Raw genomic sequence first — 15,233 nt, forward strand, 5'->3', positions numbered from 1 at the left:
GTTTCTGCGTGGTGATGGTCGGGCCGCGGCCCGAAGGCCGGAGGGCCGGGCGGGGGCGGGAGGCCGGGGCTAGAGCGTCTGGCCCTGGCGTGGGGCGATGAACATGCTGGCCACGAGCGCGAGCACGGTGATTCCGAGTGAGATCCAGAGTGCGATGCCGTAGCCGGCGATCGTTCCCTGGGCGGCGAACGGAGCAACGATACCGATTCCGAGGCTCGCGCCGATGCCGAATCCGGCGCCGTTGAGACCGGGAAGCGCCGCCGGCGCGTCGCTCGGCGAAAGCAGAACGCCCAGGCCGTTGAGCGTGGTGAGCACCAGGCCGTTGTACGTGAAGCCGAGCAGCGCGATCATCGCGAAGACGACCCCCTGGTTGTGCGGCAGCAGGCTGATGACGACGAGAGCGGCGATGCAGAGCACCATGCCGACCCGCAGCATCCTGATCCAGCCCTGCTTGCCCGCGAGCCACCCCGAGAGCGGAGCGGCGAACACACCGATCAGTGCCGGCGGCGCCAGGAACAGCAGTGCCGAGGTCGCCGCGTCGAGTCCGAACCCGACCTTCGAGTCCTGGCTGAGCAGCACCACGGTGAAGTTGATCACGGCGAAGACGCCGGAGAGGGTGAGGATGGTCGTGGCGATCACCGGCCACACCTGACGCGAGCGCAGGTGCTCGACGGCGATCAGTGGCGTGGTGCGGCTCTTCTCGACGAACCAAAAGCCGACCAGCGAGACGACGGTGCCGGCGAGGTAGAGCAGGGTGATGGGCGCTGTCCAGCCGGCCGATGAGCCCTGCGACACGAAGAACGTGACGCAGATCAGCGCGATCGAGAGCACGGCCGCACCCCACCAGTCCATCCGCCCAGCCGACACGGGTGTCGACGCCTTCGGCACCACGAGCAGCACGCAGGCGAGCGCGACGAGCCCGACCAGGAAGATCACGACGAAGATCGACCGGAATCCGAACGTGTCGGCGAGCAGACCGCCGAAGTAGCCGTCGACGCCGCCGATCCCGCCGTTGACGGCCGTGATGATTCCGAGGGTCGTACCGAAGACCTTGGCGCTCATCCGCTCGCTCAAGATCACGTAAGACAGCTGGAACGCGGCGCTCGACGCGCCTTGGAGCGCACGGCCGATGAGCAGGATGGGCAGGCTCGGCGCGAACATGCAGAGCAGCGTGCCGGCGGCCAGCACCACCAGCACGATGACGAGGGCCCGCTTGCGGCCGATGAAATCGCTCCAGCGAGACAGGACGACACCGCCGATCGCGCCGGCGAGGAAGAACAGCGACGACACCTGCGAGACCGCGCTGACGTCTTCGTGCAGGTCGCGGGCGATGTCGGGTAGCGCGGGGGTGATCATGCTGGCGTTCAACTGGACCGACAGCACACCGAGGATGAGCGTTGCGACGAGCGCCACGGCCTTTCCTCCGCGCAGTGGCGGGGCCGATGGGTGCGCAGCTGCCGTCTCGGCGCTGTCGAGCATGGGGGAACTCACGGGGCGACTCCTTTGTCTGATTGTCAGATGCATGGCCGCTTCGGAGGCGGCGGGTACGATGTTATACCTCGTTAGTATGACATGCATACCCAGCGCAAGATTCGTGATTGAATTGGATGAGCTGACAAGCGAAGGAGCCTGCGATGACCGTGTCCGTTGACCAGTTTCTGGAACGCGACCTCACCACCACCGTCGGCCAGCCGCTGCGCGTCGCCGTCTACTCCCGCATCGCGGAGGGCATCCGCGGCAACGTGTTCCCTCTCGGCTCCGCCCTCCCCCGCGAGACCGAGCTCGGCGCGTCCCTCGGCGTGAGCCGCACCGTGGTGCGTGAGGCGCTCATGCTCCTCGAAGAAGACGGGCTGATCGTCACCCGCAGAGGCATCGGCCGCTTCGTCGCCACGAGCATCCCGCGCGTCGGCCTTGAAGAACTGCGACCGTTCGAGCACGCGCTCTCCGAAGGGGACCGCCCCGTCACGGTGCGGTCGATCGAGTTCGCGATGCAGCCCACCACCGACTTCATCTCCAACAAGCTCGCCCTCGATCTCGCCGCGAACACCTGGTTCCGCGAGTCCGTGATCGAGCAAGACGGGGAGCCGATCGCCATCGTGCAAGAGCATTTCCCTGCCGGCCGCTACCTGAGTGACGTCAGCCCGGCCATCGCCGACAATCTGCAGGCCGCAGCTGAGGCTCCCGCCACTTTGCTCGCCGGTCTCATCGAGCGCGTCGGCCCGGTCTTCGGCTCCGGCGTGTGCCAGATCGCCGTCAACGTCGCGGGCGCCTCCCGCGGCAAGCTTCTGAACCTCGGAGCGAACGACCCCGTGCTCATCCTCACCCAGACCGCCGAGTTCGACGGAACGCCCGTCTACCTCGCCAAGTGCATCGTCTCCTCCCGCGTCGGGCACCTCTCCATCGTGCAAGCCTCGCAAGCCTGACCGCATCCCTCGAACACCAGAGAGTCCAGAATCGTGCAGAAACTCACCGTCGTCGGCAGCGTCAACGTCGACCTCACCGCCATCACCGAACGCCTCCCCCAGCCCGGCGAGACGATCGGCGGCGGCAGGCTCCGCCGCGACGCCGGAGGCAAGGGAGCGAACCAGGCCGCAGCGGCCTCGCGTCTCGGCGCCGAGGTGCGCATGGTGGGCGCGGTGGGCGACGACGATGACGGCCGGTGGATGCGCTCCGCCCTCGCCGACGCCGGCGTCGACACCACACACCTCGCCTCGGTGGCCGAAGCCACCGGCACGGCACTCATCGTGGTCGACCGCGACGGCGAGAACCAGATCGCGGTCTGCGAGGGAGCGAACGCCCTCGTGAGCATCGACCATGTCGACTTCGCCGACGACGAGACGGTGCTCGCGCAGCTCGAGATCTCCCTTGCGCTGGTGACGGAGCTGGCAGCGCGCACGGCCGGCTACCTGGCCGTGAACGCCGCCCCCGCGCAGACGCTGCCCCAGGAAGTGCTCGACCGGGTCGACCTGTTCATCGTCAATGAGACCGAATACGCCCTGATGCCCGAGCTCGAGAACGCGCCGCTCGTCGCCGTCACGTACGGCTCGAAGGGCGCCGCGCTGCTCGACCACGGCAAGCCCATCGCCTCCGCCCCTGCGGTCAAGACGACCCCGGTCAACACGGTGGGTGCAGGGGATGCGTTCTGCGCCGCCCTCACGCTCGCACTGCGCGAGGGCCTCAGCCCCGAAGCCGCGCTGCGCACCGCGTGCGCCGTCGGCGCGGCAGCCGTCGCCGATCCGTCATCGCAGCCCGCGTTGCAGCCGCTGGCTTCGTACGTGCCCTGACGGCCGCGCACGAGAGCCGGCGAGCGCCTAGACCCGGGCGATGCCGGCGATGTGGGTGTTGAACGGCAGGAACGGCGTGTGCACCCGGTAGTGGTCGATGATGACGCTTCCGAAGCCGGCGGCGCGCACGTACCGCTCAAGGTCTCGCTCGCACGAGCATCCCTCGAACGTCCAGGCCCACGGACGCCGGAACATCCGCTGCGCCGCCCGGGTCGGAGTGCCGCTTTCGGCCACGACGTGCTCCACGAAACGGAACGTGCCGCCCGGTCTGAGGATGCGCCGGATCTCGGAGAGCACCACCGCCGGGTCCTGCACGGAGCACAGAACGAGCGACGAGATCACCGCGTCGACGCTGTTGTCGGGCAGCCCGGTCTGCTCGGCCATCCGCTCGCGCAGATCGAGCCGCACCCCGTCACGGCGCGCCGCCGCTTCGAGCCGGGCGTGCATGTATCGGTTCGGTTCGACGGCGACGAGGGTGCTCCCGGCCGGCAGATAGCGGAGGTTCGCGCCCACGCCCGACCCGATCTCCACGACCTCTCGGGGTAGCCCGGCGAACACCCGCCGCTTGTGCTTGCGCAGGCTCGCCTCCAGATACGGTCCCATCAGCCGGAAGAACCCCGCGTTGAACGGCCCCCGGCCGCCGTGCAGTTCGAAATGGGTGACGGCCGACGGGATGCTCGTGCTCGTGTCGCTGTTCATCTCACCAGCGTGCAAGACAGCGGTCGGCCGGTCAGGCGTAGAACTACCCCACTTCGTGCTGGGCGGCGAACCACGCGGCGACCTGAGCACGGGACCGGAAGCCGAGCTTCAGCCGGATGCGCTCCACGTGCCCCTCGGCCGACCGTTCGTCGATGCTCAACCGCTCGGCGATCTCGCGGTTGGTGCGGCCCTCGGCGACCAGCGCGGCGACTTCGCGCTGGCGCGCCGTCAGCGTTCCGGCCCCGGCTCGCTGGATGCGCAATCCGAGAAAACGGCGGATGGTCGTCACGAGCTCACGCGCATCACCGGCGTACGGCAGGTGCGACCGACCGGGCAGCACCGCGAGCTGCGCACCAGATATGCCCGCGGCGAGCGCGACGGCCTGCTCCAACGGCGCGGCGCGATCGTCGGCCCGGTGCACCACCAGAGTCGGAACATCCACCTGACCCAGCAGAGCGCCGATGTCGAGCTCGTAGCTCAAGGCGAGCAGTGCCCGGGCGGTGGCGGCCGTCGAACTCGACCGCTGGTACCGGCTGAATTCGGCTCGCGCCGCGGCGCCGGCGTCGGGCGCGAAGATGTCGGTCAGCACATCCGACCCGAGCCCCCAGTGCGACTCCACGAGCCCGAGCACGTGCTCCCTCGCGGCGGGCGTCGAGATGTCGGAGCCGCGCACCCAGCCGCCGTAGAGCACCAGCCTCCGCACGGCCCCCGGATGCGCCGCCGCCCAAGCGACCGCGACGAGCGCCCCCATCGACGTGCCCACCAGGTCGAACGGCTCCTGTCCGAGCGTCGCGACGACCGCATCCAGTTGCTCTGTTTCGAACGACAGCGACGGCGGCCGGTCCAGCGGCGCCGACAGACCGCATCCCGCCCGGTCGTAGCGAACCAGCCGGCATCCGTGCGCCAGGCTCTCGTAGAACGCCCGCTCCTCCTGCAGCTCCCAACTGAGCTGCAGGTGACTCAGCCAGCCGGAGACGTACACGACCGGCCGGCCGGCTCCGACCGACGCGACCGCCACACTCGTGCCGCCGCTCGTCGTCACCCGCCCGATGCGCTGCTGCATGCCGCCATTCTGCTCCCGCTGGTCGGTGGATTGGCAGCGCTCGTCGCCGGCGCCCTCGACATCAGGGACGCTCGCGGAGGAGCGGGTCAGCCGAGTCGTCCGCGCTCTCCGGCGACGGCCACTGCCCGAGGCCGGCCGCGGCCCGGTGCGTCGCTCGCAGGAATTCCAGCACGGTGCGCACCGGTTCGGCCGAGGTGCGCACAGTCTCGTACGGCAGAAGGAACTCGCCGTAGCGCTCGCTGAAGAAGGCGCCGTCGGGAACCTCCGCCTTCTCATATCCATCGGGGGCCGGATACGCATACGAGTAGAACGCGCCTTCGGCTCCCCCGCCCGGCCAGAAGCCCGCGCTGCTGATCTCGTGCGAATACCCTTCGAGCATCACCCTGTCGGGGCAGTTGGGCACGCCACCCGGATGCGCGGGCGCCGGGCGTCCGGAGAACCTCGTGACCGCGAGATCCATCGCACCCCAGAAGAAGTGCACCGGGCTGACCTTTCCGCGGAATTCCGATCGGAAGAGCTGGAGCACCTGCTGGGCCCGGATGAGCTGCTGCCAGAACGCGTGCGCCGGGCCGGGTTCGTAGACACAATGCGCGGTGTCGTCGACGAACGGAATCGCCACCTCGACCTCGTTCGGGCGCGGGTGGATGGTGACCTCGACCCCGAGTCGCCGCAGTGCGTCGAACGTCTCGGCGTAGAACCGCGCGACGGAGAGCCCTTGCAGCGGGAACGCTTCGCGCGCACCGGCGCTCGTCCGCAACACGAGGGCGTGGTCGACGAAGTCGAACTCGATGTCGAGCATCCCTGCATCCGTAGGCATCGCTCCGGTGGTGAGGCCTCGCGCGCTCACGCGCAGGGTCACGTGCCACCAATGATTGACCGGCGGGGTCAGTGCCATCTTGATCTTGCCGACGATCTGCGTCCACATGTGCAGGGTGTCGCGCGTCGGCTCCCATGACGCCACCAAGAGGCCGGGCCAGGCCCCGTATCCGTCCTCGCTCTCACTCGTCACGAGTCCGAAGCTACCCGATCGGTTTCGGCTTCGGGACCACCTCGGTCGTCATGCGGAGGGCGTGTCGAGTTCGGCGATCGCGTCGGTGATGACGCGGGCGACGTCGGCCGGGTGGGTCTGCATCACCAAGTGCGGCGCGTCGATCTCGACGACCTTGCGCACTCCGGCGCGCTCGTATCCGAACCGCTCCACATCCGGGTTGATGGTGTGGTCGGAGCTGGAGACGATCCCCCACGACGGCTTCGTCTTCCACGCGACGGCCGAGGCGGGCTCACCGAACGCGACCGCGGACAGCGGGCGCTGGGACACGGCGAGAACCGCGGCGGCCTCGGGGTCCACACCCGCGGCGAACACCTCGGGGAACGCCTCGATCTTGACCGAGACGTCTGTTCCCGGCTCCCCGCCCTCGACCGGGTAGGTCGAGTACACCAGGTTGGCGGCGAGCTCCGAGTCGGGGAAGCCGCCCTGCAGCTGTCCGAGGCTTTCGCCTTCGTCGAGCGCGTAGCCGGAGACATAAACTAGGCCGACAACGTTATCGGCGACGCCGGCAACGGTGATCACCGCTCCTCCGTAAGAATGACCAGCGAGAAGAACGGGACCATCGATTTGCTCGACGAACGACTTGATGTAGGCGGAGTCGCCCGACAGGCTCCGGTTGAACACCGGGGGCACGAGAACCTTGTGTCCCTGATCGAGCAGGGTCTTCGTCACAGGGGCCCAGCTGGCAGCATCGGCGAACGCGCCGTGCACGAGGACGATGGTCGGAGTGGTCACGGTAGTGCCTCTTTCGTCGGAGTCGAAGGGGAGCCGAACCGGCATCCCACGACAAGTGCATCGTGGAGGTTCCGCGTGTCACCACGAAAGACGCACGCAAGATCGGGTCCTTCGCGTCATTTCGGGGGCGGGATGCCGGCCGGGGCGTCGCGATGAGCGCCGCGCGCTCACTGGCCGAACTGCTCCGCGCGCACCGCATCGACGCATCCCTCACCATCGAAATGCTCGCGGCACGCTCGGCGATCAGTGACCGCACGATCAGCAACATCGAGCGCGGGGCGAGCCTCAGCCCGCAGCATCGCACTCTGCAAGCGCTCGCCGACGCGCTCGACCTCACACCCGAGGAAGCGAGGAGCCTCTATCGTGCGGGGAAGACCCGGCAGGGTCCCACGCTCGGGCCTGACCGGGCGGTCTCCATCGCACCCGCGCGGCTGCCCGATTTCACCGGCCGCGAGTGCGAGGTTCAGGCGATCGTCGACTTCTTTGGCGAGCAGCAGGATGCGGCGACGTCGAAACTCGTCATCGTCTGCGGCTCCCCCGGAATCGGCAAGACCACGACAGCCGTCGAGGCGCTCCGACGGCTCGGCGACGGCGACGCGCCCACGCTCTTCGTCGATGTCGCCGGCCTGGCCAGCCTTCCACTGACGCCGTTGCAGGTGCTTCAGGCTCTGCTCCGCCAGGTGCAGGATGCCTCGCTCGGCATCCCGCGCACCCTCGATTCGGCCGCAACGGCCTGGCGGAGTGCGACCTCCGGTGGGCGGCTCCTCGTGCTGCTCGACAACGCCGCCGACGAAGAGCAGATCAGGCCGGTGCTGGCGGCCGGCACCGGTTGCGCAGTCGTCGTGACCTCGCGGAGGAGTCTCGCCGGCCTGGAGGCGGCTTTCCGCGTGACACTCGAACCGCTCGCGGAGGAGGAGAGCGCACAGTTGCTCGGGCGCATCATCCCCGCCGCCCAGCGCACCGACGCCGAGCTCGCCGAACTGGCACGCCTCTGCGCCGACATTCCGCTCGCGATCCGCATCGCCGGCAACCGCATCGCCAGCCAGCCGACCTGGACCGCCGCCGACTTCATCGCCCGGATGCAAGTGGAGGAGCGTCGGCTGCGCAGCCTGACCGCCGGCGACCTCGGGGTCGGCGCCGCCTTCACCTCGTCATACGTCAATCTGCGGCCTGAGCTGCAAGAGCTCTACCGGGTTCTTCCTCTGATCGAGGGAACGACGTTCGACGCCCGCATCGCTGCGGCGATCATCCCGGGCGATCTCCTCGACACGGAAGAGCTGCTCGACGACCTGACCGACCTCGGGCTTCTCGAGGCGCGCGGCAGCACGCGATATCGCCTGCACGACCTTGCGAGGCTGTTCGCCCTGCAGCGGCAACGGGCCGAGACCCCCGCCGACCTCGTTCGCGATCGCCGGGCGAACCTGCGCCACTGGCTCACCGCGACGGCGAGCAAAGCAGGCCGCTGGTTCGAGCCCGCAGACGGAGCCGACGCGCCTACTGACGCCGAAGGCCTCGACTTTCTCGACGCCGACTCGGCGCGCACCTGGCTGCAGTCGGAGGCGGACAGCTGGTTTCCCGCCTACCTCCAGTCCCACACGCTCGGAGAGCACGCCCGAGTGCTGACGGTCGCGGATTCCCTTCACTGGTTCTCCGACCTCTGGAGTGGCTGGGGACACTGGCACGACCTCTTCGCCGCATCCGCGGCATCCGCCGTCGCGCTCGGCGACAGCACCGCGGAATCCACCCACTTCGGCTACGTGGCCTGGGCGGACATCACCGAGCTCGGGGACTACGCGGCGGCCGAAACGGATGCGCTCCGGGCGCGCGACGCAGCCGAACGGGCCGACGACGACTCCTTGCGAGGCTGGGCCCGCTTCTACCTCGCCTGGGCCCGAGACAAGCTGGGCCGCCTCGAGGCCGCGATCGACGACGCGCAGCGAGCGCTCCACTTCTTCGAGCTCGCCGCGGACCGCGAGGGGATCCTGCAGTCCGCATCCCTCCTCGCCCACGCCTACCATCACCTCGGCAGCACCGAACTCGCGATCGAGGCGCACCACAGGCTCCTCGAACAGATCGAGTCGACGGCGACCGACACCCAGCCGACGATCGACCTCTTCACGAAGAGCTCGGCCGAACGGATGCTCGCGGAGGAGTACCTGGCCGCCGACAGGCCCGCCGATGCGGCCCGTTTCGCTCACTCCAGCATGACCACCGCACGCGACATCGGGTTCGCCTGGGGCCGCTTCGTCAGTCTGCTCGTGCTCGCGCGCTCGTCGGCGCTGCTCCACGAGACCAGCGCCGCCGAGAGCTACCTGACGGAGGCAGAAATGCTCGCCGAAGAGGAATCGATCCCGCGAGCGAGCGACAACATCGAACGGACGAGGGCGTTCATCGCGGCGGTGGCGGGCTGAGGCAGACCGGCGACAATCGCCGAACGCCGGCTCCAGTCAGCCCCGGCCGGCAAGCGCGCCCAGCTATCCGCGGGGGCCGGCGCCGCGAAGCAGAGTGTCGATGATGCGCCCGGCCAGAAGGTCTGGATCGGCGTCGCCCGTGTAGTCGCGCAGGGACTCACCGATGAGTGCGTAATAGACTCGCCGAACCCAGTCGAGGTCGGCCCCTGCATCGATCAGACCCTCCGCCTGGGCCCGCTCGAGCACGGCCACGCATCGGCGGTCGACGCTCTGCTGTAGCACGGCGGCTTCGCCGTTCGGCTCGGTCGACTGCTCCAATGCGAACGTCCAGGCGCCCTTGACCTGCAGCACGTTCGCAGTGATCCGGTACATCGCGACGAGCGGCGGCGTCGTCGCCGGCCGGCCGTCCTCGACCGCGAGCGCGAGCTGCTGAGCCGCAGACAAGGTCAGGGCCTCGATCAGTGCCTGCCGACTGGCGAACCGCCGATGGATGGTCGTTCGTGCGACCCCCGCCGCGACGGCGATCTGCTCGATCGACGCCGACGGATCAGCAGCGAGCACGCGTTCGGCCGCTTCGAGAATGACGCGTACGCTGCGCTCCGCGTCCGCTCGCAAGGGGCGCGCCTGTGCCTCAACCATCACGCCTCCAGTTCAGCCTCACCTTTCATACGCTACACGAGTGGCGCGATCCAACGGCTAATTGCGACGTTGGTGTTGCAATTAACTGATTTAACGATACTGTCGTGACACAATTAGTTCCGTTTCCACGATGGGAGTCCTCATGCGTTCCACAGCTTTGATATCCGGGGCGTCCTCCGGCCTCGGCGCCGAGTTCGCCGTGCAACTGGCCGCCCGGGGCCACGACGTGGTGCTGGTGGCGCGCTCGCGCGACCGGCTCACTGCCCTCGCCGAAGCCATCGCGGCCGAGCACGGCGTCGAGGCGCACGTTCTCGTGCAGGATCTGGCGCATCCGGATGCCGCACGGCTCGTCGCCGGCCAGCTCGCGTCCCGAGGCCTGCGCGTGGACCTTCTGGTCAACAATGCAGGGTTCGGCACCTGCGGCCACTTCGAGACGATCGCGGGCGACCGCGACCACGAGCAGGTGATGGTGAATGTGGTCGCGCTGGTCGACCTCACGCACAGCCTGCTGCCGGGCATGCTCGAACGCGGCGGCGGCGCGGTCGTCAATGTCGCATCCAACGCCGCATTCCAGCCCTCCCCGTACTTCGCCGTCTACGGCGCGGCCAAAGCATTCGTGCTGAGTTTCGGGCTCGCGCTGCGCGAGGAGTATCGCGGTCGCGGGATCCGGGTGCTCACCCTGTGCCCCGGTCCGGTCGAGACCGGGTTCTTCGACACGATCGGCACGCGCCGGGCTGCCGTGGTCGGCTCGATGACGACACCGGAGCCAGTCGTGCGCGCCGCGCTGCTCGCCCTGGACCGCGACCGCGGATACGTGGCGCCGGGCCTCGCCAACTCCTTCGCGGCACACTTCATGCCGCGCCGCCCACGCACTCTCGTCGCCGCGCTCGCTGAGCGCGTCACCCGCAAAGTACTGGCGCCGATGTCCGAGCCCGCGGCACGGGAGAGCGTCGCGTGAGGGCGCCGAGCGCTGCGGTCGGGGCAGCCTCCGCGATGCTGCTCGTCGGCACCTCCACGGCGGTCTCCGCCACCATCGCCGACTACCCGGTCTTCATCGGACAGGCTCTGCGGTACGCGATCGCCGCTCTCATCCTGCTCGCCGTCGTGCGTCACCAACGGCTGCCACGCGTGCACCTCAGCGGGCGGGACGTCCTTCTTCTCTTCGCACTGGCTGCCACGGGCCTCGCCGGATTCAATCTCTTCCTTGTCGCGGCCACCCAGCACGCGGGCCCCGCTATGGTCGGCACGGTAATCGGCGCGGTTCCGGTCGTCTTGGCACTCGTCGGACCTCTGATCGAGCGCCGGCGACCCGCCCCTCGCATCGTCGTCGCCGCCGCTGTGGTCGCCGTCGGCACTGCCGTCGCCGCCGGCCTCGGCTCAGGAAGCGCCCAGGGCCTCCTGCTGTCCCTGGGGGCTCTCGCCGGCGAGGTCGCATTCTCGCTGCTCGCCGTTCCCCTCCTGCCCAGACTCGGCCCGCTGAGGGTCGCCGCGTATCCCGCCGCCCTGTCAGTTCCCCTGCTGCTGATAGCGGGACTCGTTGTGGACGGAACGGGGTCGCTGCGGCTTCCCACCCCGGCCGAAGCGATGGCCTTCGGCTACCTGAGCGTCGTCGTGACCGCTGTCGCCTTCTTCCTCTGGTACGACGCTCTCCGCAAGCTCGGGGCCGACCGCGCAGGCTTGTTCGCCGGCCTGGTGCCGATCGGCGCACTGGTCACGACCGTCGTGCTCGGCCTCGGCCGCGTCGGCCCCGCCGACCTCGCGGGCGCCGTGCTCGTCGCGACTGGCGTCGTCATCGGCCTGCACCGGCCGAAGCCACGCCGTGCCCGACACACGATCGGCCGGTTCACTAGGGCACTTTCATGTCGGACCGCTTTCCGGCCGCCGTCGCGCTTCGTCGCGCACCGTGGCGTGCCCACTCCGGCGGAGACGCAGTCCCTGGACGATGAAGCCCCCGCCACTCGCGCAGGCAAGCGTCGTCCCGGCTCGAAAGACTTCATCAAGACGCCCTAGGAACGCTAGGGCATCAGCCCCATATCATCGGCATTGGCTCTATTTCGACGGTGGCGCGCATGCGGCACTTGATCCGGAACTCGCAGTGCGGAGACGGTGGGATTTGAACCCACGGTGCCCTGTAAAGGGCACTCCACCTTAGCAGGGTGGTGCACTAGGCCGAACTATGCGACGTCTCCTGAGCGCTCGCGAGCGAACGCACGACAGCAATCATAACGGACGCCCGAGGTCAACGACGACAGGCTCCCGCGATGTCAGGCTCCGAAGCCGGAGTCGCGGGGCAGCATGTGGGCCAGGTTGTTGAAGAGCGCTGCGACCCAGAAGATGGCGATGATGAACGACAACACGTAGAGGCCGATCGAGACCCAGATGGGCGCGAGCCCGCGGCCAGGAGCGACACGACGCACGATTACTGAGCGGCCGATGACGTAGACGAGGAAGCCCGGGTTGAGGAAGACGAAGAACGACCAGGCCCAGTGGAACGGCCTGACGACGCCCTTGCGCTCCAGGTCGCGGTAGTCGAGATACGCGAACACGATCACGAGGGCGTCGGCGATGAGCGAGACCGCGAGGATCACGAAATAGATCGGGCTCACGAACGAACCCGGGTCGGTGATTCCGCGCACCTCCCCGTCGGGGCCTTGCACGATCGCGAAGCCGTTCAGCGGGTTCCAGAACGGGAGGAGCAGCACAGGGATGAAGGGCAACGCGACCACGAGCCAGATGAACACGTTGTAGATGGCTGCGCCAGGCGCGAGCTGGGGCCGCTGGGGCGCATAGGTCTGACCGTAGGGAGCAGCCGCGGGGGCCGTCTGACCGTACTGCGGGGCGGGCGACTGCGCGGCGGGCGCCACAGGCTGAGTGGGCTGCGCGGGCGCGGCCTGCGCGGCCGTGTAGTGCTCCGTCCACTGGATGCCGTCCCACCAGCGAAGCTGCTGCGAGCCGCTGGGATCGGCGTACCACCCGGCGGGCGTGTGTCCGTTCGTGTTCGTCATCGAAGCCTCCTCGGGTCGCGCTTGCGGCCTCATGATCGATGGTATCCCCGGCGTCCTTTGGATCGGCCGAGTGTGGCCAGTGCGGTCGAGTGTGGCTGCTGTACCGGCCACGCTCGACCGCAGCGGCCACACTCATCGGCGTCGGCCACGCTCGCCGCGCCGGCACAGGTCGCGCACTTTCGTCAGGGAGTCGCGACCCCGTCAGCGGCCTGCGGCTCGTCCGACACCGCATCCGCACCGCCGCCCGCACCCGAACCCGCACCCGCCCCCGCACCCGCGGGCACCGGCTGCCCGGCACCGTTCTCCTGCAGCTCCAGGTCGGCTTCCGCGTCGTCGCCCCGGAACTGCGTCATGTACAGGTCGTAGTACGCGCCGCGGCGTTCCAGCAGTGTCGCGTGGTCGCCCTGCTCGACGATGCGTCCGCTCTCCATGACGAGGATGGTGTTCGCATCCCGGATGGTCGACAGCCGGTGCGCGATGACGAACGACGTGCGGTCGGTGCGCAGAGCAGCCATGGCGTGCTGCACGAGCAGCTCCGTGCGGGTGTCGACCGATGAGGTCGCCTCGTCGAGGATGAGCAGCGAGGGGTTCGCGATGAACGCGCGAGCGATGGTGAGCAGCTGGCGCTCGCCCGCGGAGACGTTGCCGCCTTCGGCGTCGATGACCGTGTCGTACCCGTCGGGCAGCTGACGCACGAAGCGGTCGACCATCGTCGCCTTGGCCGCCTCGATCACCTCGTCGTCGGTGGCATCGAGCCTGCCGTACCGGATGTTCTCGCGGATCGTGCCGGAGAAGAGCCATGCATCCTGCAGCACCATGCCGACCTGGCCCCGCAGCTCGGCGCGGGACAGCTGCGTGGTGTCGATGCCGTCGAGTCGGATGGCGCCTCCGCTCAACTCGTAGAACCGCATGATCAGGTTGACCAGTGTCGTCTTGCCCGCGCCAGTCGGCCCGACGATCGCCACGGTGCTTCCGGGCCGCACACTGAGCGAGAGATCCCGGATGAGCTCCACGGCGGGGTCGTACGAGAAGTCGACGTGATCGAGCTCGACCCGGCCGTCGGCGCGTGCCGGCAGGTGCTCGGTCGCGGTGTCGGGCGTCTGCTCCTCCGAGTCCAGGAACTCGAAGGTGCGCTCAGCCGAGGCCACACCCGACTGCAGCATGTTCGCCATGCCGGCGATCTGGCCGATCGGCTGCGAGAACTCCCGGGAGTACTGGATGAACGCCGTGGCGTCACCGATGGTCAGCTGCCCCGCGGCCACCCGCAGTCCGCCGACGACGGCGATCAGCACGTAGGCCAGGTACGACACGAAGTTCATCGCCGGCATGATGCTGCCCGACACGAACTGCGCGCCGGTCTGCGCCTTGTGCAGGCTGGCGTTGCGCTCGTCGAACTGCTCGAGCATCACCTCGTCGCGCCCGAAAGCGCGCACCAGGTCGAGGCCCGAGAACGACTCCTCGATGTGGCCGTTGAGGGCGCCGGTGGACGCCCACTGGGCCTTGAACAGCTTCTGCGACCGGGATCCGATGACGCCCGCGATCACGCCGGAGAGAGGGATGGAGATGAGCGCGATCAGGGCGAGCTGCCACGACACGATGAACATCATGATGCCGATGCCGATCACGGTCAGCACCGACTGGATCAGCTGCGAGAACGCTTGCTGCAGTGCCGTCTGGATGTTGTCGACGTCGTTGGTCACGCGCGACATGAGGTCGCCGCGCTGGCGCGTGTCGAAGTAGCTGAGCGGCAGCCGGTTGAGCTTCGTCTCGACGTCTTTTCTGAGACCGTAGACGACCCGCATGACGAGCGCGTTCAGCAGGTAGCCCTGCCACCACTGCAACAGGGATGCGACCAGGTACATCGCGAGCACGATCAGAAGCAGACGCCCCAAGGCGGTGAAGTCGATGCCCTGGCCCGTGGTCACGCCCGAGCCGGCGATCACATCGGCGAGCTGGTTCTGACCGGATGCGCGGAGCCCCTCGATGACCTGGTCGACCGGAACGCCCTTCGGCAGCTGCGACCCGATGACGCCCCGGAAGATGACGTCGGTGGCGTTACCGAGGATCTTCGGCGCGATCACGATGAGCACGACCGAGACGATCGTCAGCAGGGTGACCCAGGCCATCCCGAGCCATTCCGGCTTGAGCAGACCCATCAGTCGCTTGAACGACGGCCAGAAGTTCTCGGCCTTCTTCGCGGGTGCTCCGCCGAACATGTCGCCGTCGGCTTCGGTGGGCGTGAACTCGTACTCTTCCTCGAGCTCGTCGAGAACGATATCCGTCGCCGTGGGGCTCTGGGCCTTCTCGGGGCGGCCGCCGCGCTTCTTGCGTTCGGTGTCGCGTGCCATC

13 protein-coding genes and 1 tRNA gene are annotated in these 15,233 nt (G+C 68.6%); 5 read left to right on the top strand and 9 right to left on the bottom strand.

Annotated features, from left to right (window positions below; translation table 11 throughout):
* Window positions 1–69 precede the first annotated feature (69 nt).
* Window positions 70–1,491, bottom strand: a complete 1,422-nt coding sequence (locus ACFVWR_RS00960) for an MFS transporter (protein ID WP_387207178.1) — start codon at window positions 1,489–1,491, stop codon at window positions 70–72.
* Window positions 1,492–1,634: 143 nt separating this feature from the next.
* Between ACFVWR_RS00960 and ACFVWR_RS00965 the strand changes: the two genes are divergently transcribed.
* Together ACFVWR_RS00965 and ACFVWR_RS00970 are read left to right on the top strand one after the other, a co-directional pair.
* A complete protein-coding gene (locus ACFVWR_RS00965; RefSeq protein ID WP_387207179.1) occupies window positions 1,635–2,423 on the top strand; it encodes a GntR family transcriptional regulator in 789 nt (262 codons plus the stop codon).
* Between the two features lie 33 nt (window positions 2,424–2,456).
* On the top strand, window positions 2,457–3,284 hold the full coding sequence (locus ACFVWR_RS00970; protein ID WP_387207180.1) for a ribokinase: 828 nt from the start codon (window positions 2,457–2,459) through the stop codon (window positions 3,282–3,284).
* Between the two features lie 27 nt (window positions 3,285–3,311).
* Here ACFVWR_RS00970 and ACFVWR_RS00975 read toward each other — a convergent pair whose 3' ends face one another.
* From ACFVWR_RS00975 to ACFVWR_RS00990, 4 genes are all read right to left on the bottom strand, one after another.
* On the bottom strand, window positions 3,312–3,983 hold the full coding sequence (locus tag ACFVWR_RS00975; RefSeq protein ID WP_387207181.1) for a class I SAM-dependent methyltransferase: 672 nt from the start codon (window positions 3,981–3,983) through the stop codon (window positions 3,312–3,314).
* A gap of 43 nt (window positions 3,984–4,026) precedes the next feature.
* On the bottom strand, window positions 4,027–5,046 hold the full coding sequence (locus ACFVWR_RS00980; protein ID WP_387207182.1) for an alpha/beta fold hydrolase: 1,020 nt from the start codon (window positions 5,044–5,046) through the stop codon (window positions 4,027–4,029).
* Between the two features lie 61 nt (window positions 5,047–5,107).
* Window positions 5,108–6,055 (bottom strand): DUF5996 family protein, encoded by a 948-nt coding sequence (locus tag ACFVWR_RS00985; protein ID WP_387207183.1) that lies wholly within the window; start codon window positions 6,053–6,055, stop codon window positions 5,108–5,110.
* Between the two features lie 48 nt (window positions 6,056–6,103).
* A complete protein-coding gene (locus ACFVWR_RS00990; RefSeq protein ID WP_387207184.1) occupies window positions 6,104–6,829 on the bottom strand; it encodes an alpha/beta fold hydrolase in 726 nt (241 codons plus the stop codon).
* Window positions 6,830–6,891: 62 nt separating this feature from the next.
* Between ACFVWR_RS00990 and ACFVWR_RS00995 the strand changes: the two genes are divergently transcribed.
* Entirely contained in the window at window positions 6,892–9,240 is a 2,349-nt protein-coding gene (locus ACFVWR_RS00995; RefSeq protein ID WP_387207186.1) for a helix-turn-helix domain-containing protein, read from the top strand.
* A gap of 63 nt (window positions 9,241–9,303) precedes the next feature.
* Here ACFVWR_RS00995 and ACFVWR_RS01000 read toward each other — a convergent pair whose 3' ends face one another.
* Complete coding sequence (locus tag ACFVWR_RS01000) at window positions 9,304–9,879, bottom strand: TetR/AcrR family transcriptional regulator (RefSeq protein ID WP_387207438.1); 576 nt, start codon at window positions 9,877–9,879, stop codon at window positions 9,304–9,306.
* Window positions 9,880–10,021: 142 nt separating this feature from the next.
* Here ACFVWR_RS01000 and ACFVWR_RS01005 point away from each other — a divergent pair, with 142 nt between their 5' ends.
* Both ACFVWR_RS01005 and ACFVWR_RS01010 read left to right on the top strand, forming a co-directional pair.
* Complete coding sequence (locus ACFVWR_RS01005) at window positions 10,022–10,837, top strand: SDR family NAD(P)-dependent oxidoreductase (RefSeq protein WP_387207187.1); 816 nt, start codon at window positions 10,022–10,024, stop codon at window positions 10,835–10,837.
* Window positions 10,834–11,889 carry a DMT family transporter gene (locus ACFVWR_RS01010; RefSeq protein ID WP_387207188.1) on the top strand — a complete coding sequence of 352 codons (1,056 nt, stop codon included), beginning with the start codon at window positions 10,834–10,836 and terminating at the stop codon, window positions 11,887–11,889. Before ACFVWR_RS01005 ends, ACFVWR_RS01010 begins: the two co-directional genes overlap by 4 nt.
* An 88-nt stretch (window positions 11,890–11,977) precedes the next feature.
* Here the strand turns inward: ACFVWR_RS01010 and ACFVWR_RS01015 are convergent.
* The 3 genes from ACFVWR_RS01015 to ACFVWR_RS01025 form a co-directional block, all read right to left on the bottom strand.
* Window positions 11,978–12,068 (bottom strand) — tRNA-Ser (locus ACFVWR_RS01015).
* Window positions 12,069–12,143: 75 nt separating this feature from the next.
* Window positions 12,144–12,884 (bottom strand): DUF2510 domain-containing protein, encoded by a 741-nt coding sequence (locus tag ACFVWR_RS01020; RefSeq protein WP_387207189.1) that lies wholly within the window; start codon window positions 12,882–12,884, stop codon window positions 12,144–12,146.
* A 182-nt stretch (window positions 12,885–13,066) separates the two neighbouring features.
* Window positions 13,067–15,232 (bottom strand): ABC transporter ATP-binding protein, encoded by a 2,166-nt coding sequence (locus ACFVWR_RS01025; RefSeq protein WP_387207190.1) that lies wholly within the window; start codon window positions 15,230–15,232, stop codon window positions 13,067–13,069.
* Window position 15,233 lies beyond the last annotated feature (1 nt).

Source organism: Leifsonia sp. NPDC058292 (genome assembly GCF_042880955.1).
Classification (GTDB): domain Bacteria; phylum Actinomycetota; class Actinomycetes; order Actinomycetales; family Microbacteriaceae; genus Leifsonia.

Bases quoted from the DNA above. Each gene is read 5' to 3' on its own strand.
- ACFVWR_RS00975 (WP_387207181.1), bottom strand. From the start codon at position 3,983: ATGAACAGCGACACGAGCACGAGCATCCCGTCGGCCGTCACCCATTTC.
- ACFVWR_RS00980 (WP_387207182.1), bottom strand. From the start codon at position 5,046: ATGCAGCAGCGCATCGGGCGGGTGACGACGAGCGGCGGCACGAGTGTG.
- ACFVWR_RS01025 (WP_387207190.1), bottom strand. From the start codon at position 15,232: ATGGCACGCGACACCGAACGCAAGAAGCGCGGCGGCCGCCCCGAGAAG.
- ACFVWR_RS00965 (WP_387207179.1), top strand. From the start codon at position 1,635: ATGACCGTGTCCGTTGACCAGTTTCTGGAACGCGACCTCACCACCACC.
- ACFVWR_RS01020 (WP_387207189.1), bottom strand. From the start codon at position 12,884: ATGACGAACACGAACGGACACACGCCCGCCGGGTGGTACGCCGATCCC.
- ACFVWR_RS01005 (WP_387207187.1), top strand. From the start codon at position 10,022: ATGCGTTCCACAGCTTTGATATCCGGGGCGTCCTCCGGCCTCGGCGCC.
- ACFVWR_RS01000 (WP_387207438.1), bottom strand. From the start codon at position 9,879: ATGGTTGAGGCACAGGCGCGCCCCTTGCGAGCGGACGCGGAGCGCAGC.